General features: G+C 34.6%; 26 protein-coding genes. 15 read left to right on the top strand and 11 right to left on the bottom strand.

Going from position 1 to position 26,053, the window contains the following annotated elements; genetic code table 11:
- Positions 1 to 244 precede the first annotated feature (244 nt).
- The 8 genes from AC3WRL_RS05335 to AC3WRL_RS05300 all read left to right on the top strand — a co-directional run bounded on the left by AC3WRL_RS05335 (position 245) and on the right by AC3WRL_RS05300 (position 2,413).
- The gene (locus AC3WRL_RS05335; RefSeq protein ID WP_261511064.1) at positions 245 to 373 is read left to right on the top strand and encodes a hypothetical protein; all 129 of its coding nucleotides are present in this window, start codon (positions 245 to 247) and stop codon (positions 371 to 373) included.
- A 370-nt stretch (positions 374 to 743) separates the two neighbouring features.
- Positions 744 to 911 (top strand): bacteriocin-like protein, encoded by a 168-nt coding sequence (locus AC3WRL_RS05330; RefSeq protein WP_492329866.1) that lies wholly within the window; start codon positions 744 to 746, stop codon positions 909 to 911.
- A gap of 41 nt (positions 912 to 952) precedes the next feature.
- Positions 953 to 1,147 (top strand): bacteriocin-like protein, encoded by a 195-nt coding sequence (locus AC3WRL_RS05325; protein WP_214833064.1) that lies wholly within the window; start codon positions 953 to 955, stop codon positions 1,145 to 1,147.
- Positions 1,148 to 1,275: 128 nt separating this feature from the next.
- Positions 1,276 to 1,470: a bacteriocin-like protein gene (locus AC3WRL_RS05320; RefSeq protein WP_214833062.1), complete on the top strand. Its 195-nt coding sequence runs from the start codon at positions 1,276 to 1,278 to the stop codon at positions 1,468 to 1,470.
- 64 nt (positions 1,471 to 1,534) lie between these two features.
- Positions 1,535 to 1,720, top strand: a complete 186-nt coding sequence (locus tag AC3WRL_RS05315) for a bacteriocin-like protein (protein ID WP_214833061.1) — start codon at positions 1,535 to 1,537, stop codon at positions 1,718 to 1,720.
- Between the two features lie 97 nt (positions 1,721 to 1,817).
- A complete protein-coding gene (locus AC3WRL_RS05310; protein WP_214833059.1) occupies positions 1,818 to 2,003 on the top strand; it encodes a bacteriocin-like protein in 186 nt (61 codons plus the stop codon).
- A 34-nt stretch (positions 2,004 to 2,037) separates the two neighbouring features.
- Entirely contained in the window at positions 2,038 to 2,211 is a 174-nt protein-coding gene (locus AC3WRL_RS05305) for a hypothetical protein (RefSeq protein ID WP_214833057.1), read from the top strand.
- A 22-nt stretch (positions 2,212 to 2,233) separates the two neighbouring features.
- Positions 2,234 to 2,413 (top strand): hypothetical protein, encoded by a 180-nt coding sequence (locus AC3WRL_RS05300; protein ID WP_492329865.1) that lies wholly within the window; start codon positions 2,234 to 2,236, stop codon positions 2,411 to 2,413.
- A gap of 40 nt (positions 2,414 to 2,453) precedes the next feature.
- Here the strand turns inward: AC3WRL_RS05300 and nadA are convergent, their stop codons facing one another.
- The 3 genes from nadA to AC3WRL_RS05285 all read right to left on the bottom strand — a co-directional run bounded on the left by nadA (position 2,454) and on the right by AC3WRL_RS05285 (position 5,041).
- Positions 2,454 to 3,473, bottom strand: a complete 1,020-nt coding sequence (nadA, locus tag AC3WRL_RS05295; protein ID WP_492329864.1) for a quinolinate synthase NadA — start codon at positions 3,471 to 3,473, stop codon at positions 2,454 to 2,456.
- A gap of 49 nt (positions 3,474 to 3,522) precedes the next feature.
- Positions 3,523 to 4,089 carry a guanylate kinase gene (gene gmk / locus AC3WRL_RS05290; protein ID WP_214833050.1) on the bottom strand — a complete coding sequence of 189 codons (567 nt, stop codon included), beginning with the start codon at positions 4,087 to 4,089 and terminating at the stop codon, positions 3,523 to 3,525.
- 94 nt (positions 4,090 to 4,183) lie between these two features.
- Positions 4,184 to 5,041 carry a YicC family protein gene (locus AC3WRL_RS05285; protein WP_214833048.1) on the bottom strand — a complete coding sequence of 286 codons (858 nt, stop codon included), beginning with the start codon at positions 5,039 to 5,041 and terminating at the stop codon, positions 4,184 to 4,186.
- 112 nt (positions 5,042 to 5,153) lie between these two features.
- On the opposite strand from AC3WRL_RS05285, the gene miaA reads away from it, so the two are divergent.
- Entirely contained in the window at positions 5,154 to 6,062 is a 909-nt protein-coding gene (miaA, locus tag AC3WRL_RS05280) for a tRNA (adenosine(37)-N6)-dimethylallyltransferase MiaA (protein ID WP_214833045.1), read from the top strand.
- A gap of 50 nt (positions 6,063 to 6,112) precedes the next feature.
- On the opposite strand, the gene AC3WRL_RS05275 is transcribed toward miaA, so the two are convergent.
- From AC3WRL_RS05275 to AC3WRL_RS05260, 4 genes are all read right to left on the bottom strand, one after another.
- A complete protein-coding gene (locus AC3WRL_RS05275) occupies positions 6,113 to 7,525 on the bottom strand; it encodes an efflux transporter outer membrane subunit (RefSeq protein ID WP_214833043.1) in 1,413 nt (470 codons plus the stop codon).
- 21 nt (positions 7,526 to 7,546) lie between these two features.
- Positions 7,547 to 10,723 carry an efflux RND transporter permease subunit gene (locus AC3WRL_RS05270; protein ID WP_214833042.1) on the bottom strand — a complete coding sequence of 1,059 codons (3,177 nt, stop codon included), beginning with the start codon at positions 10,721 to 10,723 and terminating at the stop codon, positions 7,547 to 7,549.
- Positions 10,724 to 10,766: 43 nt separating this feature from the next.
- Complete coding sequence (locus AC3WRL_RS05265; RefSeq protein ID WP_214833040.1) at positions 10,767 to 11,927, bottom strand: efflux RND transporter periplasmic adaptor subunit; 1,161 nt, start codon at positions 11,925 to 11,927, stop codon at positions 10,767 to 10,769.
- A 340-nt stretch (positions 11,928 to 12,267) separates the two neighbouring features.
- A complete protein-coding gene (locus tag AC3WRL_RS05260) occupies positions 12,268 to 12,864 on the bottom strand; it encodes a TetR/AcrR family transcriptional regulator (protein ID WP_214833038.1) in 597 nt (198 codons plus the stop codon).
- A gap of 166 nt (positions 12,865 to 13,030) precedes the next feature.
- Between AC3WRL_RS05260 and AC3WRL_RS05255 the strand changes: the two genes are divergently transcribed.
- Positions 13,031 to 13,585, top strand: a complete 555-nt coding sequence (locus AC3WRL_RS05255; protein ID WP_214833036.1) for a thioredoxin family protein — start codon at positions 13,031 to 13,033, stop codon at positions 13,583 to 13,585.
- A 181-nt stretch (positions 13,586 to 13,766) separates the two neighbouring features.
- On the opposite strand, the gene AC3WRL_RS05250 is transcribed toward AC3WRL_RS05255, so the two are convergent.
- Positions 13,767 to 14,666: an AraC family transcriptional regulator gene (locus tag AC3WRL_RS05250; RefSeq protein ID WP_214833034.1), complete on the bottom strand. Its 900-nt coding sequence runs from the start codon at positions 14,664 to 14,666 to the stop codon at positions 13,767 to 13,769.
- Positions 14,667 to 14,789: 123 nt separating this feature from the next.
- Between AC3WRL_RS05250 and AC3WRL_RS05245 the strand changes: the two genes are divergently transcribed.
- Genes AC3WRL_RS05245 through AC3WRL_RS05235 form a run of 3 tightly spaced genes read left to right on the top strand, consistent with a single transcriptional unit; the run spans position 14,790 to position 19,960 of the window.
- Positions 14,790 to 16,019 (top strand): MFS transporter, encoded by a 1,230-nt coding sequence (locus AC3WRL_RS05245; RefSeq protein WP_261511071.1) that lies wholly within the window; start codon positions 14,790 to 14,792, stop codon positions 16,017 to 16,019.
- A gap of 1 nt (position 16,020) precedes the next feature.
- A complete protein-coding gene (locus AC3WRL_RS05240; protein ID WP_492329863.1) occupies positions 16,021 to 17,499 on the top strand; it encodes a trehalase family glycosidase in 1,479 nt (492 codons plus the stop codon).
- Positions 17,500 to 17,515: 16 nt separating this feature from the next.
- Entirely contained in the window at positions 17,516 to 19,960 is a 2,445-nt protein-coding gene (locus AC3WRL_RS05235; RefSeq protein WP_492329862.1) for a TonB-dependent receptor, read from the top strand.
- Between the two features lie 245 nt (positions 19,961 to 20,205).
- Here the strand turns inward: AC3WRL_RS05235 and AC3WRL_RS05230 are convergent, their stop codons facing one another.
- Positions 20,206 to 20,844 carry an MBL fold metallo-hydrolase gene (locus tag AC3WRL_RS05230; protein WP_492329893.1) on the bottom strand — a complete coding sequence of 213 codons (639 nt, stop codon included), beginning with the start codon at positions 20,842 to 20,844 and terminating at the stop codon, positions 20,206 to 20,208.
- A 73-nt stretch (positions 20,845 to 20,917) separates the two neighbouring features.
- Here AC3WRL_RS05230 and AC3WRL_RS05225 point away from each other — a divergent pair, with 73 nt between their 5' ends.
- Positions 20,918 to 22,132, top strand: coding sequence for a type IX secretion system plug protein (locus tag AC3WRL_RS05225; protein WP_261511075.1), 1,215 nt, complete (start codon positions 20,918 to 20,920; stop codon positions 22,130 to 22,132).
- Between the two features lie 384 nt (positions 22,133 to 22,516).
- The gene (locus AC3WRL_RS05220; protein WP_492329861.1) at positions 22,517 to 24,487 is read left to right on the top strand and encodes a M4 family metallopeptidase; all 1,971 of its coding nucleotides are present in this window, start codon (positions 22,517 to 22,519) and stop codon (positions 24,485 to 24,487) included.
- Between the two features lie 76 nt (positions 24,488 to 24,563).
- On the opposite strand, the gene hemH is transcribed toward AC3WRL_RS05220, so the two are convergent.
- Together hemH and AC3WRL_RS05210 are read right to left on the bottom strand one after the other, a co-directional pair.
- Positions 24,564 to 25,592 carry a ferrochelatase gene (gene hemH / locus AC3WRL_RS05215; RefSeq protein WP_214833020.1) on the bottom strand — a complete coding sequence of 343 codons (1,029 nt, stop codon included), beginning with the start codon at positions 25,590 to 25,592 and terminating at the stop codon, positions 24,564 to 24,566.
- Positions 25,592 to 26,050, bottom strand: a complete 459-nt coding sequence (locus AC3WRL_RS05210; RefSeq protein WP_214833018.1) for a hypothetical protein — start codon at positions 26,048 to 26,050, stop codon at positions 25,592 to 25,594. Before AC3WRL_RS05210 ends, hemH begins: the two co-directional genes overlap by 1 nt.
- Positions 26,051 to 26,053: the final 3 nt, after the last annotated feature.

Below are 26,053 nucleotides of genomic sequence, written 5' to 3'. Positions count from 1 at the left end.
AATTAACAAATTTCTTGTTATTTTTTACAATAACAATAATAATAGACTTTTTCATTATTTATGAACATTGTCAAATATCTCATTTGCAAATGTTTTTTTATTTTTTATTTGATTTGTAGTGTATGGTTTTTATTAAAGGATACTTAATCTATTACATTAATTTGTTAAGTATAACTTAATATTAAAATTTTACATATATTAAAATTTTTAACTTTTTTTACATGAAAATTTAGCATTTGTAAAAATGAAAGCACGATTAAAGAAATTACATCTCTTATTTTTCATTGTTTCACTGACTGGAGCCAAGCTTAAAAAAGATATGTTACAGAAATTATCTCAGGTAAGAACTAATCTTTTCCCCGAGCTTACATAAAAATAAAAAGTTCATGTGAAAATATAATTACGGACATTAATTATTGTTCCCCAAATCCATGTTGTATTTTTTGATTTTTATAATTTAGCGCTTTAAACTCAGGATAAATGATCGAGTTCAAATACAAAACTATTTCGACAAGAATTGGAATAGTTTTTTTTGTATCTAATATTGATCGTTGATAACTCTTATTTTTCTTTTTTCCAATGATCTGAAGAGAAATACAAAAACCATGGAAATCTTCACACTTACTTAATTATTCTATACAGATATTAAGTCTCACTTTGTTTTTTTATTTTTAATTCTCACTTTCGAGTGAAACAAATATTGAATGATATTCTAAACCTTAAAACAATTAAATCATTTTATTATGAAAAATATTAAAAAACTCTCAAGAGAAGAACAAAAAAAAGTAAATGGCGGATTTACCCAGTTTCAGATAGATACCTGTGGTGGCGCAGCCCTTGTATGTTTCCGATCAGGGGGATGGGGGTGCTGGCGAACTCCGGGAGGAACCTGTTATGCTCCTATGGTATAATTTTTAACATAAAAAAAACTGTTTAACAAAATATCTTTATCATGAAAAAATTATCAAGAACACAATTAAAAACAATTAATGGTTCAGGCTGTCCAGGAGGCTGTCCGGCAGGAAATACGTATGGCCCACCAGGATCAGGTGCAGCTCATTCATGTGCGGCATATCAATCATTATCGCAATGTTGTAAGAATGAAGCATTTCTCAGTCCAGCGTGTGTTGGACCGGTAATATCTTAGGATATAATAAAGGCTGTTCATTTGAACAGCCTTTATTGTGCTCTTTTCACATCTGTAATAATTATCTTAATTTTCATTGTAATCTAATATATTTATTTATATTTATAATTCAAACAAAATTGAATTATATGAAAAATTTAAAGAAATTAAACAGAGGAAATTTAAAATCAATTAATGGAGGAGCTGTTTGTATAGGAAATTGTCCTCCGGGACCTTACGGTCCGGGTTTTCCATCATCTTGTGAAGCTTTTCATGCATTGCCGCAATGTTGCAAATCTAAGGTATTGGTAAGCTCAGAATGTTTTGATCAGACCGTTAATTAGACAGAATTTCTAAAGCTTATTTTTTTAATTTAATCTTTTATTCATGTTTCAAATTCAAACTAATATGAAAAATTTAAAAAAATTAGACAGAGAAAATTTAAAATCGATCAACGGAGGAACGGCATGTAATGAGAATTGTCCTGTAGGACCTTACGGACCGGGTTTTCCAAGATCCTGTGCTGACTTTAATGCATTGCCAAAATGCTGTGAGACCTATGTAAAGGTAAGTATGGATTGCTTTCCTCAATAAAGAAATTAAAGCACTGTTGAGACGGTGCTTTTTTGTCATTTCTTGTTCAAAAATAAAAATATTGGACCTCATCAGAAACTAAATAAATATAAATACTATGAAAAATTCTAAAAAGCTAAGCAGAGAAAATTTGAAATCATTCAATGGAGGTGGAACTTGTAATTATGTTTGTCCTCCAGGGCCATATGGACCAGGTTATCCAAGATCATGTGCTGATTATGATGCCTTACCTGCATGTTGTAAGCCTAAAGTTTTATTGAGTTTCGAATGTGCTCCTGATTAATTTTTATGCTAAACTATAGAACAAATTTAATACGATGAAAAAACTATCAAGATCAAAATTGAAAAATATCAAAGGAGCAATGAACTGTGTTGGATGTCCGGTGAATAATAATTATGGTAACGGTCCAGAGTATTCTAATACTTGTGAGCAGTATCATGCTTTATCGGAGAATTGCAAAAATTGTGTTGATGTAGCTTTCGACTGTTAGTTTAAAATAAACTTAATTTATTATGAAAAAACTATCCAGATTAAAACTGAAAAACATTAAAGGTGCCTCGAACTGTTCTGGCTGCCCTGTAAATAATACGTATGGGCCAGGGCCGGAGTATACTAATTCCTGTGACGATTATTTTAATCTATCAGGAAATTGCAGAGCGTGTGTAGACGTGGCAACCTATTGTTTCGAATAACAATACATAAAAAAAGCACTGTGAAAACAGTGCTTTGAATTTATTTTATACTTTTTGAAAGATCCAGCATCGCTTCGATTGGCTTTAAAGCTCTCAAACGAAGTTCTTCATCGATAAGGATTTCCGGAAGTTCATATTTCATACACAAATACAATTTTTCCATTGTATTACGTTTCATATAGAAACACTCAGAACAGTTACAGCTTTCATCAAAAACCAAAGCTGGAATCAATTCTTTATGTGGAGCACGTTTTCTCATTTCATGAAGAATACCTTCTTCAGTTGCAATAATGAATTTCTGACACTCGTCTTTTTCTACATAGTTTAACAATGCAGAAGTTGAACCTATAAAATAAGCAAGCTTTAAAACAGCTTCTTCACTCTCAGGGTGTGCAATCAGTTTTGCATCCGGATTGTCTGCCAATTGCTGAGCAATTCTTTCCATTGAGAAAGCTTCATGAACGATGCAACTTCCATCCCAAAGGATCATATCACGACCTGTTTTTTTAGAAAGGTATCTTCCTAAGTTTTTATCAGGTGCAAAAATGATAGGTCTGTCTTTCGGTAAAGCTTCAATTACCGTTTCAGCATTGGAACTTGTTACAATAATATCACTTTCAGCTTTAGTTTCAGCATTACAGTTGATGTATGTTGCAATTAAAGCATTTGGATGCTGCTCTCGCATTTTTCTCAATCCTTCACCGCTACAGCCATCAGCTAAAGAACATCCTGCCATTGTATCTGGAAGAACTACTTTTTTGGTAGGGTTTAAGATTTTTGCCGCTTCTGCCATAAAGTGAACACCACAGAAAACGATCATATCAGCGTTCGTATCTTTTGCCTGTCTTGCCAACTGTAAAGAATCTCCAAGGAAATCAGCAATATCCTGAATTTCTCCAGGTTGGTAATAATGCGCTAAAATAACCGCATTTTTTTCTTCTTTAAGTTTAAGAATAGCTTTCACTAATTCTTCTCCTTGAGGAATCGCTATATCTTTTATATCTAAAAATCCCCTAACAGGAATAGCAGATTTAGCTCTTTCTAATGTTTCGGTACTCATATCAACCTCAATGTTTTTGTTTTTAAAAGTAGAAATTTTTAACTGCTTTTTAATGACTACTGATAAAATTTTTTATTAAACTTTCTATTTCTATTTTTGCTTCACCCAAATCCGTATTGATCACGATTTTATCAAATTCGCTGGCATAGGTCATTTCTTCTTCTGCCTTTTCTACACGGGTTTTAATGGTTTCTGCATCATCTGTATTTCTTGAAATCAATCTTCGTTCCAATTCTTCAATAGAAGGGGGTTCAATGAAGATAGATAAGGCTTTTTTACCAAAATATTTTTTTAAAGAAATTCCTCCCTTCACATCAACATCAAAAATAACTACTTTGCCTTGATTCCAGATTTTCTCTACCTCAGATTTTAAAGTACCGTAATATTTATCGGTATATACTTCTTCATATTCTACAAAAGCACCCTCAGTGATCTTTTGTCTGAATTCATCCGGAGTTAAAAAATGATAATCCACAGCATGTACTTCAGTTCCCCTCGGCTGTCTCGTAGTACAGGAGATCGAGAATTTAAGTTCCGGAAATATATCTAAAGAATGTTTTACTAATGTTGTTTTTCCGCTCCCGGATGGCGCTGAAAATATGATAACTTTTTCCATGGTTGATGGGTTTCAAGTTTCGGATTCCGGATTTTGGGTTTTATCTTCTGATTGAAATTCAGATATTACCCTGCATCTCGGACCACGTAACTATCTATAATACATTTAACGTTTGTTCTTTAATTTTTTCCAGGTCATCCTTCATCATTACTACTAATTTCTGAATTTCAGCATGATTGGCTTTTGAACCTAATGTATTGATTTCTCTTCCGATCTCCTGAGAAATAAAACCTAATTTCTTTCCATTAAAATCTTCATTATCCATTACTTCTTTATAGTATTTCAAATGCTGGGAAAGTCTGACTTTCTCTTCAGAAATATCTAATTTTTCCGTAAAATATGCCATTTCCTGATAGAAACGGGTTTCATCTACATTTTCAAATTCTTTTAAAGATTTTTGATAACGCTCTTTTACACTATTAATTCTTACCTCTTCATAAGGAATAACTTCAGATAAATATTTATCGATATTCTGAATATTTTTCTCCAGTTCCAAATGCAGGGTCTTGCCTTCAGTTTTTCTGAATTCTTCGAATCTATCAACAGAATTGTTTACGATTCTTGCCAGGTTTTCCCATTCTCCATCTGTAAGTTCATCAGGTCTTGATGTAATAGCATCAGGAAGCCTTACTGCCATTTTTAGATATTCAAAGTCAGGTCCATCAGAGGCTATATTACGGAGTTCACTCATGTATGAATCGATGAGGTTTCTATTGATTTTTACATCATTGCTTTCCTCAAGATTCTCCACTGAAATGTAGCAATCCACTTTTCCACGGATAATTCTGTCGTTAAGAATTTTTCTGATTTCGAATTCTTTTTCTTTATAGCGTAACGGTATTTTAATATTTAAATCAAAGCTCTTACTGTTCAGTGATTTAATATCTACGCATATTTTTTTACCTTCAAAAACATCTTCAGCTCTACCGAAGCCAGTCATTGATAAAATCATAGTTTTTTATTGTCTTACAAAGATAAACATTTAAATTAGCACTGTGAAAAACATATTCACTGATCAAGATTTAGATTTCATATGACCATTAAAAAAGATAATTAGCCTACCGATGAAAAATTTGATTTCTATAGTAGGACCCACAGGAATTGGAAAAACAAGATTGGCAATTGATCTGGCCAAACATTTCAATACGGAAATTGTTTCCTGTGATTCGCGTCAGTTTTTTAAAGAAATGAAAATAGGCACTGCTTCACCGTCTGTAGAAGAACTGGCTGAAGCACCCCACCACTTTATTGGAAATCTTTCTGTTAAAGAATATTATTCTATTGGGCAGTATGAGGAAGATGCTTTACAAAAACTTAACGAACTTTTTAAAAAATATGATACCGTTATCCTTGTGGGTGGAAGTATGATGTATGAAAAAGCAGTCATTGAAGGATTGAACGATCTTCCTGAGGCTAATATTGAAAATCAAAAGAAACTACAAGAGATTCTGGATTCAGAAGGAGTTGAGAAATTACAGGATATCTTGAAAGAATTAGATCCTGAATACTATGCAGTGGTAGATTTTCATAATCATAGAAGACTTTTGAGGGCAATCGATATCATTTGGCAAACCAATAAAAAATATTCAGACTTAATTGCGGTTTCTCAGGATTCCAGAGATTTTAATGTAATCAGGGTTGGAATTGAAGCTCCAAGAGAAGAGTTGTATGATAGAATCAACAGGAGAGTGGATATTATGATGGAAAAAGGTTTGTTGGAAGAGGCAAGAGGTCTTGAAGAATTTAAAGGACTTACAGCTTTGAATACAGTTGGCTATGCGGAATTGTTTAAATATTTCGAAGGAATCTGGGATCTGGACTTTGCTGTTGGGGAAATCAAAAAGAACAGTCGCAGATATGCAAAAAGACAATTGACCTGGTATCGTAAAGCGGATGACATTCATTATTTACCATTAGGATACACACCACAAGATTTTGATGATTTAATTGAGTGGCTTTCTCAACAACAATAAAAAATGCGACCCGCTAAGGCCGCATTCAACAATATAAATTAAATTTACTACTACTTCCAACCGCCACCTAAAGCTCTGTATAGATCAACAATACTGCTTAATCTCTGTCTTTTTACGGATGCCAGATTCAATTCTGCCTGAAGAGAGTTGGCTTGCGCCGTGATCACTTCAAGGTAGTTTGCCAAGCCTCCTTTATATAACATTTGAGCGCTCTTAATTCCATCTTTCAATGTAGTTACCTGTTCTGTTGCTTTTTGCTCCTGAACTTTTAAATTTTCATTAGAAACCAATGCGTCAGAAACTTCTCCCATTGCATTTAAAACAGATTGACGAAACGCCAATACATTTTTCTCTCTTTGAATTTTAGCAACTGCCAAATCGGTCTTCAACTGTCTCTTTTGGAAGATAGGCTGAGTAATTCCACCTAAAACAGATCCGAATAAAGATGCCGGGATCTGAAACCAGTTATCAAATTTAAAAGAGTTTACTCCTCCATTAGCTGTAATTTTTAATGAAGGATACATATTTGCCTGAGCAATTCCTACTAGTGAATTTGATTCTAGTAAAACCAACTCCTGCTGACGAACATCAGGACGACGGCTTACCATTTTTGCCGGAAGTCCTGTAGACAGATCCTGAGACAAAGAAGTGTCGGACATTTCAATACCTCTGCTTACTTTATTCGGAGCCTCACCAACCAGAATACTCAATGCATTTTCCTGAATAGCAATATTCTGCTGTAACTGGGAAATTAAAAGTTCTGTAGACTGCTTTTGTGCAGTTGCCTGCTGAACTCCTAATGAAGTAGTATCTCCACTTTCCCACATTTTTTCAGTAATAGATAATGTATTGGAGCTTAGTTCCAAATTAGACTGCGCAATTGTTAATTGCTTATCCAGCATTAATAAATTGTAATATCCTTGAGCAATAGCGGCAACAACCTGGGTCTGAATAGCTTTGGTTGCTTCATAAGTTTGCAGATACTGCATTCTTGAAACTTCCTGTTGATTTTTTATCTTACCCCAGATATCTGCCTCCCATGAAAGATTGAATGCTGCATTATAATCTTCTACATGATTTTTTCCTATAAATAGATTAAGGCTTTGTCCATTCATACTATTTTTCGAAGGTCTTGAAATCTGTCCTGTAACACCAAAACCGATGTCCGGATATTGAAGATATTTCGCTTGAAGTAATCTTTCCTGTGAAGAAGCAACTTGTTTTAAAGCAATCTGCAGATCAAGGTTATGAGCGATTCCTTTTTCAATCAATCCCTGCAAAGCGGGATCTTTGAAAAATTCTTTCCATTCCAAATTCGCAACGCTAGCCGTATCGGCTGTAGCTGTAAAGCGGAATTCTTCCGGAAGCTGTAAGTCCGGTTCCGTGTAGGCGACTTTTGTCTTACACGAAACCGCAGTTACAACCAATATAAAAATTAGAAAAATATTCTTTATTATTTTCATTGTTTTTCTTTTAAATAGACTTTAGTGACCGGTTGTTAAAGCCTGTTCATGATTTTGTTTTTGAAGTCTGCGTTTTTTTCTGCTTGGCATTTTTTCATGCAGATATTGGAAAATCACATACATTACAGGGATAATGAAGATCCCGAATACAACTCCTGTCAACATTCCACCTACAGTACTGATCCCGATAGAATGGTTACCTTTTGCTGAAGCTCCCTGTGTCCAAACCAAAGGAAGCATACCGATGATAAAAGCAAATGAGGTCATCAAAATTGGTCTCAAACGTAATCTTGAAGCCTGAAGAGCAGATTCTATCAATGTTTTGCCTGCTTTTCTTCTTTGAACGGCAAACTCTACAATCAAAATCGCATTTTTCGCCAGCAATCCGACAAGCATGATCAATCCAACCTGTACATAAATGTTATTATCAATGCCAGCTAATCCTGTGAAAGCAAATACTCCAAATATCCCTGTTGGAACAGTAAGAATAATAGCAAAAGGCAGAATGTAACTTTCATACTGGGCTGCCAATAAGAAATACACGAACAAAATACTTAGCATAAAGATGAAAGCAGTCTGTCCACCTGTTTTAATTTCCTCACGGGTAATACCAGTCCATTCATAACCATATCCGCGTGGAAGTGATTGTTTTGCCACCTCTTCAACAGCCTTAATTGCATCTCCCGTACTGTATCCAGGTTTAGGAGTTCCATTGATCGTTACGGCGTTGAATAAGTTATTTCTTGTTACTGTTTCAGGTCCGAAAGTTCTTTTTAAAGTCACCAGCGTTTTGGTTGGAACCATCTCTCCCTGTTTGTTTTTAACATAAATTCCTTCAAGAGAATTGATGTCTGTACGGTAAGGAATATCAGCCTGAGCCATTACTCTGTAATATTTACCAAATCTGTTGAAATCTGAAACGAAGCTACTACCAAAATAGATCTGCATCGTCTGCATAAGATCAGTAACAGATACTCCAAGCTGATTGGCTTTATCCGCATCTACTTCAATAGTATATTGTGGATTTCCTGCTGCATACGTAGTAAAGGCAAATGCAATTTCTTTACGTTTCATCAGTTCCCCAATAAAGGCTTGGGTATTAGCTCCCAATTGTTCAAAAGATCCATTGGTTTTATCCTGTAGCATAAACTCAAATCCACTTACGTTACCAAAACCTTGGATCGTAGGGAAGTTAAAGAAGAATGCGTTGGCGTCTTTTACCTGACTTACTTTTCCTGTTAAACCTGCCGCAATCTGATCAGGATCTTTAATATCACCTCGTTTATCAATATCTTTTAATTTGATAAACCCGGCAGAGTAAGGAGAAGCATTAGCATTACTGATGAAGTTTACCCCATCTGCTACCCATAAGTGGTTAGTTGCTTTTTCAGCGTTTACTATTTTATCGATTTGTTTCGTTGCACGTTGTGTTCTATCCAATGAACTTCCTGGAGGAGTATTTACCGCATATAAAACGAAACCCTGGTCTTCAGTTGGAATAAATCCTGAAGGTGCTTTTTTAATTAAGATAACACTTGCTGCAATTAATAGGGCTAAACCTCCTACAGCCACCCATTTATTTTTAATTAAAAATTTAAGGCTATAGATATACTTCTGTGTCATATTATTGAAGCTGGAATTGAATGCGTTGAAAAACTTCGCTCCAAATCCTTTCTTTAGATGACCATGTTCTCCATCTTGAGGATCTTTCAGGAAAAGGGCACATAAAGCAGGGCTTAATGTTAATGCATTCACAGCCGAAATTAAGATCGCAATAACCAATGTGAAAGCGAACTGTCTGTAAAAGACTCCGGCAGGTCCCTGCATGAAACCAACAGGAATAAACACGGCACACATTACCAAAGTAATCGAAATAATCGCTCCTGAGATTTCACTCATAGAGTTTACTGTTGCCTGCTCTACAGGCATTCCTGTATGTTCCATCTTAGAATGGACTGCTTCTACTACCACAATGGCGTCATCCACCACAATACCAATAGCCAGAATTAAGGCAAACAAGGTAAGCATGTTGATACTGAAACCAAATAGCTGCAGGAAGAAGAAGGTACCAATAATTGCTACCGGAACAGCAATGGCTGGAATTAGAGTAGATCTAAAATCCTGAAGGAAGATATATACTACAATAAATACCAGAATAAATGCAATGATCAATGTTTCTACTACCTGGTCAATAGAAGCATCCAGGAAGTCTTTAGAGTTATACATGATGATTGGATTTACTCCTTTTGGCAGAGTCGTTTTAAGCTCATCTACCTGCTTTTCAATTTGTGTCAGAATCTCATTAGCATTCGAACCTGCAGTCTGTAAAATCGCAAAACCTGCTACTGGTTTTCCATCAACTCTGTTTGTTGCAGTATAGGTATAAGAACCGAATTCTACTCTTGCAACATCTTTTAATCTTAGGAATGAACCGTCATTATTGGCTTTAATAGCGATATTTTCATAGTCTGCATTCTTGCTTAGCTTCCCTTTATATTTAAGGATATATTCATAAGTTTCCTTACTTCCCTGACCAAGACGTCCGGGAGCTGCTTCAAGGTTATGATCTTTGATAGCTGCCATTACTTCCTGTGGAGAAAGATTATTAGCTGCTAAACGATCTGGTTTTAACCAAATACGCATTGAATAATCTTGAGTACCGAATACCTGAGCCTGTGCAACACCGGGAATACGTTGTATCTGTGGAATTACGTTGATCTTAAGGTAGTTCTGTAAAAACAGTTCATCATATTGTTTTGGATCATCACTTGATAATCCCATAAACATGATCATACTGTTCTGTACTTTTTGAGTTGATATTCCGGCTTGAACAACCTCCTGTGGAAGCTGGCTCATTGCCTTTGATACTCTGTTTTGAACGTTTACGGCTGCATTATCAGGATCTGAACCCTGTTTGAAGTAAACGCTCAAAGTCATCGAACCGTCATTACTTGAATTAGAGGTCATATACGTCATGTTCTCAACACCGTTCACTGCTTCCTCAATAGGGACAGCTACTGAACGAGCGACTACTTCCGCATTAGCTCCTGGATAAAATGCCGTTACCTGAACGGTTGGAGGCGCAATATCCGGAAATAATGTAATCGGAAGATTGAAAACCGATAGTATTCCCAGCAATAGTAATATTATGGAGATAACCGTAGAGAGTACTGGTCTTTCTATAAATTGTTTTAACATAAGAAGTTTATTTTTTTAAGTCTTCTGTATCGGATAAGTATGTTTACAAAGGTTTTGATTTGAACAAGCTGTCAGAAGATACTGCTTTCGGTTGTATTGAAGCACCATCTTTTAAGCTTCCAAGACCTTGATATACAATTTTATCACCTACAGAAATTCCATTGGAAACGAAGTAATAGCTTTCTGTTTTTCCAGAAATAGTTATTGGTTTGCTGGTTACTTTTTTATCCTTTCCAACGACATATACATATGTTTTATCTTGAATCTCAAAAGTGGATTCTTGAGGGATAACTAAAATATTGGTAAGAAGCTGAGGCATACGTACTCTTCCTGTATTTCCTGTTCTCAGTGCTCCTTGAGCATTTGGAAATACCGCACGTACACTGATTGCTCCTGTGCTTTTGTCAAACTGACCATCTACAATGCTCATTCTTCCTTTTTCAGAATAGATACTGTTGTCAGCAATTACCAATTCTACCATTGGCATATTTTTTAGTTTCTCCTCTAAAGTAGCTCCAGGATATTTCTTTTGAAAAGCAATGAAATCCAGTTCACTTAAAGAAAAGTAAGCATATATTTCACTGATGTCAGACAATAGAGTTAAAGGGCTTGGATCTGTTCTTGAAATTAAACTTCCTTTTTTATAAGGAATTCTTCCAATATAACCGCTTACGGGAGCTGTAATGGTTGTAAATCCTACATTAATTCTTGCACTTCCAATAGAAGCCTGTGCTTGTGATGCTGCTGCAACTGCAGCTGCATAATTAGCTTTAGCGGTTTTCAGCTGTACATCGGAAACTACTTTTGCAGCTACCAATGGCTGAAGACGGTCGACTTCCACTTTGGCTTTCTGAATATTTGCATTAGCTACTTGTAAGTTAGCCTGTGCCATATTCATTTGCTCACCATAAGCTCTAGAGTCGATTTTGAATAAAGGTTGTCCCGCTCTTACGAAAGCTCCTTCTTCTACATATATCTTATCCAGGTAACCATCTACCTGAGATCTTATTTCTACGTTGTTCTTTCCTTCCAATGCGGTAGGAAATTCCTGATATGTTGTAGCTGGAGAAGTCGTTACAGTATAAACCGGCAATTCTGGAGCAGGAGGCGCTTGGTTCGAATTTTCCGCGGCCTTACTGCAATTCTGTAAAAGGATAATACTTGTTATAAGTAATAAGATCCTCATTGTTCCAGGTATTTTCATTAAAATTTAATTTGTTTTGTTGATTGTTTTGAAATTAATAAGGTTTTTAATAATTCCCGTTATTTTTTCTAACGGTGTTAATGTTTAATTCAAAAAAAATTACAGAATTATTAATAGTAAGTTAGATCGTCATTTCCATAATTAGAGATTTTTTAATGTTGTTTTTATGTATATAAAAGTGAGGTGTGTTGCGTTAATTTTACTAACAGTGTTAATAGTTAAGATTGATGTTACTATTTTAATATGATAAAACCTTAAATTTTTTGTTGATTTAGTTTAAAAATTTAATCTTTCTCTTGATATTTTTCCTAACGGTGTTAATGTTTGATTCAAAAAAAATTTACAATGATTTAACAAAAGCAGAAACCGTCTCGTCTAAAGTGGTTTTGTTCATTGTTGCAGGAATATCAGAGTTTCGCATCATCATAATAGATATTAAACCATGTACTGCAGAAAATAAGGCATGTGACATATGGCATGCATTGTCCGGATTGGATCCATTTTTTATAATAATATTATAAGTACAATCGTAGATCATATCCTGAAATGACGAAAACTCTTCTTTCATTTGTCCTTTACCACTACATTGCATTCCCAAACCAAACATTAATTGGTAATATTCTTTATTTTTAAAAGCAAATTTCCAATAAGTATCTACAATAGCAGTAAGTTGTTCCTCTGGACTATCATATTTTTTTTGAGCCTTTACCAATTCTTTGTGTAAAAGATTGAATCCATTGATAGAGATTTCAAATAAAATAGCTTCTTTATTTTCAAAGTAATCATAAACTACTGGTGCACTGTATTCAATCGCATCGGCTATCTTTCTTATTGAAAGTGAAGCCCAGCCCTCTGTTTTAGCCAAAGTGAAAGCTTCCTGCAAAATATTTGCACGGATAGATTCCTTTTCTCTTTGACGACGTTCATGTAATCCCATGATATTTTTTTACTAACAGCGTTAGCAAAACTACGAAGATTAACTAATATCTTCCAAATAATTCTAAATATTATTTAAACTTTAACATTTAACTGAACTTTATAAAAACCGGAATTGGCAAATCATAAAAGAAACTTTATCTTTGTAATCAAAGAAAATAAAGGATATGAATACTCCCTCAAATATGCTGGCATTAGGAACAAGAGCTCCGTTTTTCGAGCTTCCTAACCCGTCAAAAAGTAACGAAATTCAGTCATTAAATGATCTGAAAGGAGAAAAAGGAACATTGGTGATCTTCATGTGCAACCATTGTCCGTTTGTTCTTCATGTGATCGATAAGCTTAATGAATTATACGAAGATTATCAGGAAAAGGGAATTGAATTCATCGCTATTAACGCGAATGATGTAGAAAAATATCCAGCTGATTCTCCAGAAAAGATGATCGAATTTCAGATTGAAAGAAATTTTGACTTTCCTTATTTATATGATGAGAGTCAAAGTATAGCCAAAGCATACGAGGCGGCATGTACTCCTGATTTCTATTTCTTTGATGATAAATTGGATCTTATATACAGGGGACAAATGGATGATTCAAGACCAGGAAACAATAAAGATGTAACCGGTGAAGATTTAATCATAGCTTTTGAAAACCTTTTACTGGGAGAACCTCAGGAGGAAATTCAGAGACCAAGTATGGGTTGCAATATTAAGTGGAAATAAGTATTGAATTGAAAATGGAGAATTGAAAGTTAAAAATGACTTTTGATTGTCTTTCTTTTTCAATGTGTAATAATAAGATATAAAGCTGTTCTTTTGTGGAACGGCTTTTTTTGTTTTAAATCTTGCAGATTAAGCTGATAACGTATATTTTATAATATTAGCTTTATACTCAATAAAACTACTAAAACGACTTCTGAACTATTTTGATATTTGAATCCGCACTTTCAATCTTATCATGTGAAGAATTCTTAATAAATTCCGAAGGCGTCTTCTCAGTATATTTTTTAAACATCCTGTTAAAGTAAGTCACATTATTAAAGCCACAGCTGTAACAGCATTCTGAAATACTTTTATCCTGAACCATTAATAGACAAGCCTTGTTAATCCGATACCGGTTTACAAACTCTGTAAAAGTAATCTGAGTAGCCTTTTTAAAGAAATTACAAAACGCAGGCAAAGTTAGATTCGCAAGTTTTGCGACATCTTCAATATTGATGTCCTTATCATAATGATGTTCCACGTAGGTGAATATATTTTCCAGCCGGGTCTTATTTTTTGAAATAATCGTATAAGGCATGATTTCCTTGTTGAGGAGATCATAGTCTTTACATGTGGAAAGTTCAAAAAGGATATCCAATAACAGCAGATATCTCTTATAACCCTCAGATTCAAGCATTTTTTTTAATTTGGGAAGCATAGCTTTTTTTGTAGCGGGACTGAAATGAATTCCATATTTGGATAATTCCAAAAGGTTTTTAATAGACCTTGCCTCGACTTCTTCCTGAGGGAACTGTAAGATCTCTTCCCGGAATTGTAATACAATTTCCTCATGTGGATCTATAGAATTAAGTCCAAATCCGGAATGGGGAATATTAGAGCCTATCAAAACCAGATCTCCATTAGAGTAATTGCTTTTATGGTAACCTACATGGCGGGTTCCGCTTCCTGAAATAACACATACCAATTCAATTTCCGGATGGTAATGATATTCCCACTTGAATTCAGAAATAGGAGAATTGTTATGTAGTGTGCGAAAAGAACTCTTCTCACTAGGGATAACTCTTTCAAAACTGACTTTCATTAAATTAATGCTATTTGTGCTATAAAAATAATAATTATATTAATATAGTTCAAATATTTGTTTACTATGTTAAATTAACGTTAAGGCAAATGCTTCTATCTTAGCCACCAAGAAATTAATTTAATGCGAAATTTCAATATAAAAGCCATTTTATTTTTAAACTATTTCGTTTTTGCGATTCTATTGAATTCCGTGGGAACAGTGATTCTACAGGTTCAGCAGAATTTTGGAATTTCGAAATCTTCAGCGAGTGTCCTGGAAGGATTTAAAGATCTTCCCATTGCTATTTGCTCGTTCATTCTGGCTTCTTTTTTACCAAAGATCGGAATTAAAAATTCCATGTTGATCGCACTCTTTCTGGTAAGCTGTATGTGTTTTGTAATGCCTTTTTCAAATGATTTCTGGTTCTTCAAGTTGTTATTTTCTATTGTTGGAATTTCTTTCGCATTAATAAAAATTTCGGTTTTTACATCCATAGGTCTGGTGACGAATACGGATAAAGAACACTCCAGCTTTATGGGGTTTTTAGAGGGCTTTTTTATGATCGGTGTATTGGCAGGAAATGTTCTTTTCAGCTTATTTATAGATGACCATAATCCAAAATCTACCCATTGGTTGAATGTATATTGGGTATTGGGAGCTTTGTCGGCTTTATCATTTTTGTTTTTATTCTTTTCTAAATTAGATGAAAACGAAGCGAAAAATGAAAAAACAGATTTAATAGGAGATATTAAGAACAGTATAAGCTTATTTAGTTATAAAAAAGTATTGTTTTTTTTAGTGTGCGCCTTTCTTTTTGTTTTAGTGGAACAGAGTTTTCAGACCTGGACCCCTACTTTTTATAAAGAAATATTAAAATTACCAACTTCCATGAGTATACAGGCGGGAGCTGTTTTAGCAGGAGCTTTTGCATTGGGAAGATTTTTATCAGGATTCTTTTCTAAGAAATTCAGTTGGATCTATGTGGTTTCTTTTTGTGTGATCGGTTTTGCTTTAAGCCTGTTATTTGTTTTACCACTCACTCATAATACGACTATAAGCGCAAATACGACATGGCTGAATGCTCCGGTTGTAGTTTATCTTTTCCCCTTGATGGGAGGCTTATTAGCACCCATTTATCCAAGTATCAATTCTGTTATTTTGGCTTCAATACCTAAATATTTACACAGTGCTATGTCGGGGCTTATCGTAGTTTTCTCTGCAATTGGAGGAACAATAGGTTCTATAATTACAGGTTTTGTATTTCAGGAATTCAGTGGGCAGAGGGCGTTCTATCTTTCCCTGATACCGCTTTCATTACTGATTATATCGGCTATTATCATGAATAAATTAAAAATAAATCCTAAAAAATAAAATGAATACACAGCTTTACATTAAAGATATCCAAACTCTGTTTGACGATGTTCAGAGATCACAAATTTTTGAAGATCAAAAAATGATGACGGATGCGGTGCCTTTATTTTCTGTATCTGAGATCAATGAAAAATATGAAAAGGAGAAGCTCGTGTCTGGTTTCGATCTTAAAGTGTTTGTGCTTTCAAATTTTGATTTTTTAGGAGCAAAGGTTTCTATTCGGCAAGATGATCATTTGCCTATACAGCAGCATATAGAAAAGCTGTGGGATGAACTTACCAGAACTTCATATGAAGAAAGAGGAACATTGCTAAAACTTCCAAAACCTTATATCGTTCCAGGAGGACGCTTTAATGAATTTTTCTATTGGGACAGCTATTTCATAATGCTTGGATTGCAGGTTTCAGGAAGAATAGAAATGATGAGGAATATTGTTGAAAACTGTTCTTATCTGATTCAAAATATTGGATTTATTCCGAATGCAAGCAGAACGCATTTCTTAAGTCGTTCACAGCCACCTTATTTTTCATTGATGCTAGATCTGCTGGTGGAGAGCACAAGTGACGAAAAACTTTACATTCAATATTACGATACATTAGAAAAGGAATACAATTTCTGGATGAATGGAGAAAGTAAATTAGAAAATAATATGCAGTCTGAAAGGGTCTTAAAAACGAATAATGGAGATATTCTGAATAGATATTACGATGCAGAAAATACCCCGCGTCCTGAAAGTTATTTAATAGATATTGAAGATCACGAAAATGCTTCCGGGGAAGAGTTTTACAGAAATATAAGAAGCGGCTGCGAGTCAGGATGGGATTTTTCCAGCAGATGGTTTTCAGACGAAGAAACAATACAGACTATAGAAACACTGAATATTGCTCAGGTCGACGTGAATTGCCTTTTATGGCATTTGGAAAAGACATTGGCTAAAACTTCAGGACTTCAGAATTCTAAAGAAAAAGAAAATTATTTTAATGAAAGAGCAGCAAAAAGGAGACAACTGATTGATGTATATTTTTGGGATGAAAATGCCAAAACATATAAGGATTATCACATAAAAAAACACAAAAACACAACCTCCGAACATATTGCTGCTCTTTATCCTTTATTCTTGGGTCTTGCCAGCGAGGAACAGGCAAAAGCAGTTTCAGAAATTATTACTGAAAAGTTTCTTTATAAAGGCGGCCTTGTTACCACAACGAAACAAACCGGTCAACAATGGGATCTACCGAATGCCTGGGCGCCATACCAATGGCTAGGATTTGTTTCTATGAAAAACTATGGTTTTACACAATTAGCGGATGAAATAAAAAACAATTGGTGCTCTAATGTCGAAAGGGTTTATAATAATACGGGCAAACTAATGGAAAAATACAATGCATTAGATAATGAAACGATTGCCGGAGGAGGAGAGTACCCTAATCAGGATGGATTTGGTTGGACAAACGGAGTCTATTTAAAATTAAAACAATAATTAAATCTATAAGGGTATGAAAAACAAATCAATCTTTTTACTTGCTGGAGTAGCCACGCTTTACTTTAATAATGCGTATGCACAGGAAACAGTTCAGGATTCCACGAGAACAGCATCTATCGATCAGGTAGTTATTACGGGTAATGCAAATCCGAAAAAGAAAATAGAATCCAGTACGGCAATATCTACTTTTAATGCAAAAGAAATTCAAAAACAGAATCCTATCAGTGCTGCGGCTTTATTACAAAGGGTTCCTGGTTTTGCTGTAGAAACATCAGGAGGTGAAGTTGGAAATAACCTTTTTGCGAGAGGAATCCCTTCGGCGGGTGCTTATGAATTTGTACAGGTACAGGAAGATGGTTTACCGGTATTTGAAGATGGTGCTTTACAGTTTGCCAATGCAGATAATTTCTTCCGTGTTGATAATTCTGTGAACAGATTAGAGGCATTAAGAGGAGGTTCAGGATCTATCTATGCAAATAACTCTCCAGGTGGTCTTATTAACTTTATTACTAAAGAAGGAGGTAATGATTTCAGAGGAACCGCTAAATTGGAAACAAGTACATATGGATTAATGCGTACGGATGTGAATGTGGGTGGAGCTTTGGTTCAGGATAAATTGTTCTTTAATGTCGGTGGTTTTTACAGAACCGATAGTGGAATCAGAAAAACCGGCTTTAAAGCTAATGAAGGTGGACAGATCAGAATGAATTTAAAATATGTATTTGATAAAGGATATGCTAAGGTTTATTATAAAAAACTAGATGACAGGAATACATTTTATCTGCCTATTCCTTTGGTTCAGAATGGAAATGACCTGAAAGAATTTCCTGGTTTTGATGCGAATTATGGAACGTACAGTTACAGATCAATTGGGCAGCTTAATATTCCACAACCAGGTGGTGGATTTTTCAAAAGAAATTTGGAGGATGGAATTCACCCGAAAGTTGATGTTGTAGGTGCAGAATTTAAATATGATCTTGGAAATAACTTTACAGTTTTAAATAAAACCAGGTATACCAATATCAACATGAATTATACGGGTATATTTCCGGCAGGTGGACCTCAGCAAGCTGGGGCTTTTGCAAATAGCAATGGAATCACAGGAAATAATTATCAGTATTCTTTAGTTAGTAGTGGGGCTGTTGTAAATCCCCAGTACGTACAGAAGTTAGGATTCTGGGCTATTGATAAGCAGATGAATAATTTTGTTAATGATTTACAATTCAATTATAAATTTGACAAAGGGAATGTAACGGCAGGATTTTATAAATCCAACTGGAAATCCCAGCAGAACTGGAACTGGAGTAATATTTTGACAACAGCTACGGATAGGCCTCAATTGCTTAATCTGGTAGATAAATCTCTTAGTCCTACAGATGTTGGATACTCCAAAACCTATAATGGGGTGACAGATATGTCATTCCTGGTTAGAGATTCTCAAATCCAGGGAAGTTTAAATGATATTTATTTAAATCTGGATTACAATATTACAGATAACTTAAGTTTTAATGGTGGAATTCGCTATAGCCGCGATTATTATAAAGGATATGGAGTGAATACAACTACTGCCAATCTTAATAATTCCGGATTAACAACAGACGGTACCCATAGTTTTGCTACTACGACTGCGGATGATAATATGTCGGTTTTAGGAAATAAATATACCTACTGGAATTATGATGTCGATAAAGTATCATTCACAGTAGCATCAAACTATAAGATCAATAACGAAAATGCGGTATATGCACGTTTTTCAAATGGATTCAGATCACCTAATGAAGAGTCGTATTACAATAATATGGCAGATTTAAGCAAGATCAAACCAGTACAGACTAACCAGCTGGAGATAGGGTATAAATATTACTCACGTACTTTCGATATTGGTGTAATTCCTTTTTATTCAACTTTAAAGAATCTTTCATTTACCGATGTATATTCTGATGGAACATCAGAAAATAAATTCGCGAACACGACCAATATGGGAGTAGAGTTAGAAGGGTATGCCAGATTGTTTAATAATCTACTTGAATTGACATTTAATGGGACTTTCCAAAATCCAAAATATAAAGACTTTACAGGAACAAATGCAGACGGAACCAGGTTTGATTATGATGGTAATCAGGTAAGAAGAATACCGAAATTCTATTTCAATATCTCACCTGCTGTTAATATTACTAAGCAGTGGAGAGCTTATGTAAGTTATAATTATTATGGAAAGCGTTTCCAGGATGAAGCGAATAGTGATAAAAATATTTTACCATCATTTAGTGAATTTGGTGCCGGTACTTCCTACCAGCTTGGTAAAATACGTTTTGCTATTGACGGAACAAATATCTTCAATACCATCGGTATTACTGAGGGGGATCCAAGATCCCCGCTAACAGGAGCCGGAGATATAAGAATGGCGAGACCGATTATGGGAGCTGCTGTAAGAGGTTCAGTATCATTTGATTTCTAAATTCTATTTCTTATAAAAGTAGAAACCGTCAGATTTTTCTGACGGTTTTTTTATTAAGCGTTAAAATAATTAAGTCTTTTAAAGTGAATAGTGAACATAATATTAATGTCATTCAGAGTGGAGCGAAGAATCTCAAGGATTAGATGGGATTTGTCCTGTCGTAGAAATGACAAAAAAGTAGTCATTGGTACTTTGCTGTTAATTAGCCTAAATCCGACTAACCTGTAACCCGGATCCAAAACTATCTATCTCAAAAACGGATTATACTGTTTTTCAAAACCAATACTTGTCGGATTTCCGTGTCCTGAAAACACTTTTGTTTCATCATCTAAAACAAATAGTTTTTTTCTGATTCCATCAAGAAGTTGTTCGTAATTTCCTTTGTATAGGTCGGTTCTTCCAATACTTCCTTCAAATAAAACATCTCCGGAAATCATAAATTTCTGATTTTCATTATGATAAACAATGCTGCCTGGAGAATGTCCGGGAACATGGTATATTTTGAATTTCTCACCATCGAAATCAAGTTCATCTCCTTCATTGATATATTCGACATCAACCTTAACAGGATTTATGTTCATTCCAAACCTCATTCCACTCATTTGAAGCATATCCAGAACCTCTTGGTCTTCTTTATGCATAATTACTGGAAGTTTAAATGTATCGTAAGCCCACTGAAGCCCGAAAACGTGATCAATATGAGCATGAGTAAGCAGTATTTTCTGAATTTTTAATTCATTGTCTTTGATGAAATTACTGATCAGGTTAGTTTCCTGCTCATTCATATTTCCCGGATCTATTAACCAGGCGTTTTTATTTTCGTTATAAAGGATATAAGTATTTTCGCTCGCAAAGTTGAATACAAAAGCTTGGATATTAAGCATATTCTGTTTTATTTTTTTTGTCAAAAATACGATATTCTTAAGTAATTGGTGATTTTTCGTTATCTTCGTCATAATGAAAACTTTGCGAATACTTTTACTTTCTTTAGGGGGATTGGTTTTTGGACAGAACATCCAAAGCATTCAGTTATTCAATCCTCAGACGAATGATGAAACCCCTGTGATCAACTTTAACCAGACATTGGTTCTTAGTTTTGATGACCTTACGAATGCCAGCGAAATCTACCGATATACCATAAAGCATTACGACCGGAACTGGAATGATGATAATCTTTTTTTTACGGAAATTGCTAATGGAAGCTTAAACGGATTGCTTGATAAATTCCAGTATTCATTTAATACATTACAGGCCTATACTCATTATACACTTACTTTTCCGAATGAAAAAATACAGCCGAAAATTTCAGGGAATTTTGAGCTGATTGTGTACAAAGATTCTGCAGAAAAGCCGCTTTTTAAAAAGAGATTCTACTTAGTAGAAGATAATGTTTCTTTGGCATTAAATGTATCCAGGATAGCAGATGCTAAAAATCCGAATATCAACCAAAGGGTAGAAGTACAGGCTGTTGCCAAGGGAAATGATTTGTCATCCAACGTCAATTCAATGAGCTTGAATGTGATGCAGAATAACAACCTTAATGTTGCTGTTAATAATTTAAAACCAAGTTCGACACTTGGAAATAAATTACTTTTCCAACAGATGAACCTTACGTTTCCAGGGAATAATGAATTTTATTATTTTGATAATAAAAACATGAATATGGCAGCGGATATGGTTCGTGCTACAGAAATAAAAGACGGGGTAAATCAGACCTATTTACATCCTGTTTGGGCATTTCCTCTTAATTATCAATATCAGCCCGACGTGAACGGAGCTTTTTATTATCGAAGAAATGATTTGGGACTTGAAAGAAATGCCGAAAGAGAGGCCGACTACTCTTGGGTGTATTTCTCTTTAGATTCAGATCCTGTAGATAAAGAAATATATGTACTGGGAGGATTTAACAATTTTATGCCGAGTAAAGAAAATCAGATGCAGTATGATGCAGCTAATAAAAAGTATGTTGCAAAAATATTTCTAAAACAGGGTTTCTATAACTACATTCTGGCTACAAAAGAAGGTAATGGGGCATTGAACTTTGGCGAGATCAACGGGAACTTCTGGCAAACAGAAAACCTGTATCAGGCATTTTTATACTATACTCCTTTCGGAAGAAATTATGATGGTTTGATGGGATATGGTGAATTCAGAACTCCTATTGGAAAGTAAAAATAAATGATTTTCATATAAATAAAAGTTTGAATTTACATCAAAATAAAAAAGCTAAAGCTATCTCCAAAGAGATGGCTTATTTTTTTTATAAAACTCCCGTTAACCAAAAGGTTTTTACGCGTTTCGGGATGATTTTATGAGATAATATATAGCGTATTGCATAGTAAATAAAAATAATTCACGTATAGATGATTTTTGATTTAATTTATTCGTTAAAATATACATATGTGGTTAAATAATACTTAGCTTATTTTCTTTTTTTTGAATATGTTATTGTGTTTTATTTATCTATTTGTGTTATTGATTGAATTTTATTTATATTTTTTATCATTTTATTATGAAAAGTTTATAAATTCGTTTTACCATTTAATAAATATTTTTATGAAAACAAAATTTATTCTAGTAGCAAGTGTTGCTGCTTGCTCTTTCGTTTTTGGGCAAAACAAGCCATCAAAATTAATTCCCGGTAAAAACGGATTACACGCAGAATTTTTAAGATTTGATAAAAGCGGGCCTGCTTTTCAGGGAAGTCCTGTTTTATTTGATGAAACCTCTCAGAGCTATGTTGCGGGACAAGCCCGTAAATTAGGAGTTGAAAAAGATCAATTGGGTTTTGAGACCCACAGATTTCAACAAACAGTCAATAATATTCCTGTAGAATATGGAATGATGGCAGTACAAACTAAAGGAGGAAAAGTTATTGGAGAAACAGGAAACTGGATTCTTAAAGTTCCGGAAGGGATTGAAAAAAAAGCCAATATTTCTGAAAGTATAGCATTGCAAAATGCCTTATCATTTGTAGGAGCAGATTCATATAAATGGCAAAATAGGGAAGAAGAAGATTTCATTAAAAAAGAACTCAATGATGCTAATGCAAGCTTTGCCCCAAAAGGAGAACTGGTCTATTATTCAGATCCTACTGATGAAAAGCTGCGTGATTTAAAACTGGCGTATAAGTTTGATATTTATTCTGAAAAACCATTAAGCAGACAATATGTTTTTGTAGATGCTAAAGGTGGAAAAATCTTAGGAACAGATGCTATAATTCATGATGTAAATGCTCCGGGAACGGCTACAACAGGTTATAGCGGCAGCCGGAATATTACTACAGATTCTTATAACGGAAGTTACAGATTAAGAGAATCGGGAAGAAATGCGGGAACAGGAACAGGAACAAATGTAGAAACATATAATCTAAAAAAAGGAACCAATTATTCATCTGCCGTAGACTTTACAGATGCCGATAATGCCTGGAATAATGTAAACACCAATAAAGATCAATATGCTACCGATGCACATTGGGGGGCAGAAATGACTGTAGATTATTACTATACAAAATTTAACAGAAAAAGTATTGACAACAATAACTTTGCTATAAAATCCTATGTTCATTACTCTACTAATTATTTCAATGCGTTTTGGGATGGATCCAGAATGACTTATGGCGATGGCAGCTCGAGCACAAACGGAGGGTTACCATTAACTGCTATTGATGTTTGCGGACATGAAATTACTCATGGGATGACCTCTAAAACTGCGAATCTGGCTTATCAAAGAGAGCCGGGAGCTTTGAATGAAGGTTTTTCCGATATTTTTGGAAATTCAATAGAACTTTGGGCAAGACCTAATCAGGCAAGCTGGAAGTTGGGCGAAGATTTCAATTATGTGATCAGAGATATGTCAAACCCGAATGCGTATCGCCAACCTGATACTTATAAAGGAACGTATTGGAAAGATGCTACAACTACGGGTTGTGCGGTGCCTGGACAAACAACAAATGACTATTGCGGAGTCCACACTAATTCGGGAGTTCTCAACTTTTGGTATTATTTATTAGTAACCGGAGGTACGGGAACTAACGATAATGGTTTTGCTTATAATGTCTCTGGAATAGGGTTAGATAAAGCAGGAGCAATTGCTTACAGAACATTAACTTCTTATCTTACTTCTTCTTCTACCTATGCCAATGCAAGAACTTCTTCTATACAGGCTGCGAAAGATTTGTATGGGGTGAGCAGTAATGAGGTGACACAAGTAACTAACGCTTGGAATGCAGTGGGAGTTGGTGGAGGCACCTCTTCTGCAGGACGTGTTGCTGGTGCACCAGATGCTTCTCTTTATACCATTAGTCCAAATCCGGCAACAGACAGATTTACTGTGACATTTGATGGAAAGGCAGGAAAAGGAATCGTAGAATTGATAAGTTTAACAGGTAAGAAAGAAATTTCTGAAAAAGTTGAGCTTACAGATGGTGTAAATAAACTGAATCTACAGCTTCCGTCTAATATGCTTCCTGGAGTTTATGTAGTAATAGTGAATGGTCAAAAAGCAGGAAACTTAATTAAAAAATAAATTTTTAATATATCTCTATTGAAAAAGGACACAAGTATTTCTTGTGTCCTTTCTCTATTTTTGTCATTAAGATGATTTATACAAGATAAAATTCATTCAATTTTTCTTCACATAAAGTTTTTACCACATCAATCCATCGGTCCTCATCATTTAAACATGGGATATAATGGAAGTTTTCTCCACCTCCATGTAAAAACTGCTCTTTACCTTCTACGGAAATTTCTTCTAAAGTTTCAAGGCAATCAGAAACGAATGCAGGACAAACCACAGCTAAGTTTTTTACCCCTTTTTTAGGAATAGTTTCCAGTGTTTCATCAGTATAAGGCTCAATCCATTTATCTTTTCCTAATCTGGACTGAAATGAAACAATAGTTTTTTCTTTAGGTAATCCCATTTTTGCTATTACGGATTCAGTGGTTTTATAACACTGATGTCTGTAGCAACGGGCATTATGAGCTTCAATTTTACTGTTGATACAGTTTGCATCATCTATCTTACATGTATTGGAAGGGTCTGTTTTATAAATATGCCTTTCAGGAACTCCATGGTAAGAAAACTGTAAAGCATCGAAATTTTCAGGAAGTTTTTCCTTAATACTTTCGGCTAAACAATTGATGTAAATTTCCCTGTCGTAAAAAGGTTGTATATAGTTAATCTTTACGGTCGGAAATTTTTTCTTTCTTACTTCCTCGGCCTTTTCAATAACCGTCTCCGTCGTACTCATGGCATATTGAGGATACAATGGGAAAAGTACGATCTCAGAAACTCCCTGATCAACTAATTTTTGAATACCCGCTTCAATACTTGGCTGTGCATAACGCATTCCAATTTCCACAGGAACATCAACCAGTTTTTGCAGCTTTTTCTGAATTTTTTCAGTAATCACCACCAATGGAGAACCTTCATCTGTCCAAACTGTTTTATAGGCTTCAGCAGATTTTGCGGGTCTAGTATTAAGAATGATACCACGAACCAAAAGGGCCCTGAAAATCCAACGATAATCAATTACCTTTTCATCCATTAAAAATTCATCAAGATACTCCTTTACATCTTTTACGCTCGTAGATCTTGGTGAACCAAGATTCACTAATAGAATTCCCTTCATTATTTATTTAAATTTTCCAATTGACCATCAATAGTTGGACCGTATTTTTTCTTTAAGTGAAAAATATATACTTCTCTGGAAAGCATTTCTTCTTCTTGGCTGATGCCGAAAGATTTTAAATATTTGTCACCTTTTTCAGACATTATTTCGGCAAATAATTTATAGTATTCCTCGGGATTTTCATTCAGAAAATTCTCTCCTTTTGATTTCTTTATTTCATCCTGGGTTTCTTTATCAAACTTATAGAAATAAGTAATATAGAAATCCAAAAATGGGGTGTTCCTTTTATCTAGCTTACTCAAGAATACATCCATTTTTTGAAGGCTGTCTTTTGCTAACCCCGATTGTACAAGATCTTCATGAAGCCCAACATTGATATTTGTTTTTGAATTCGTAGTTTCTTTCTTACATGAAAGAATGCTGATGCTGAAACAAATTAAAAGAAATACTATTCTCATATA

Source organism: Chryseobacterium sp. FW101-FHT12H09 (assembly GCF_058790395.1).
Note: the sequence above shows the minus strand (reverse complement) of the source record. Positions and strands in the feature narration are given on the sequence as shown.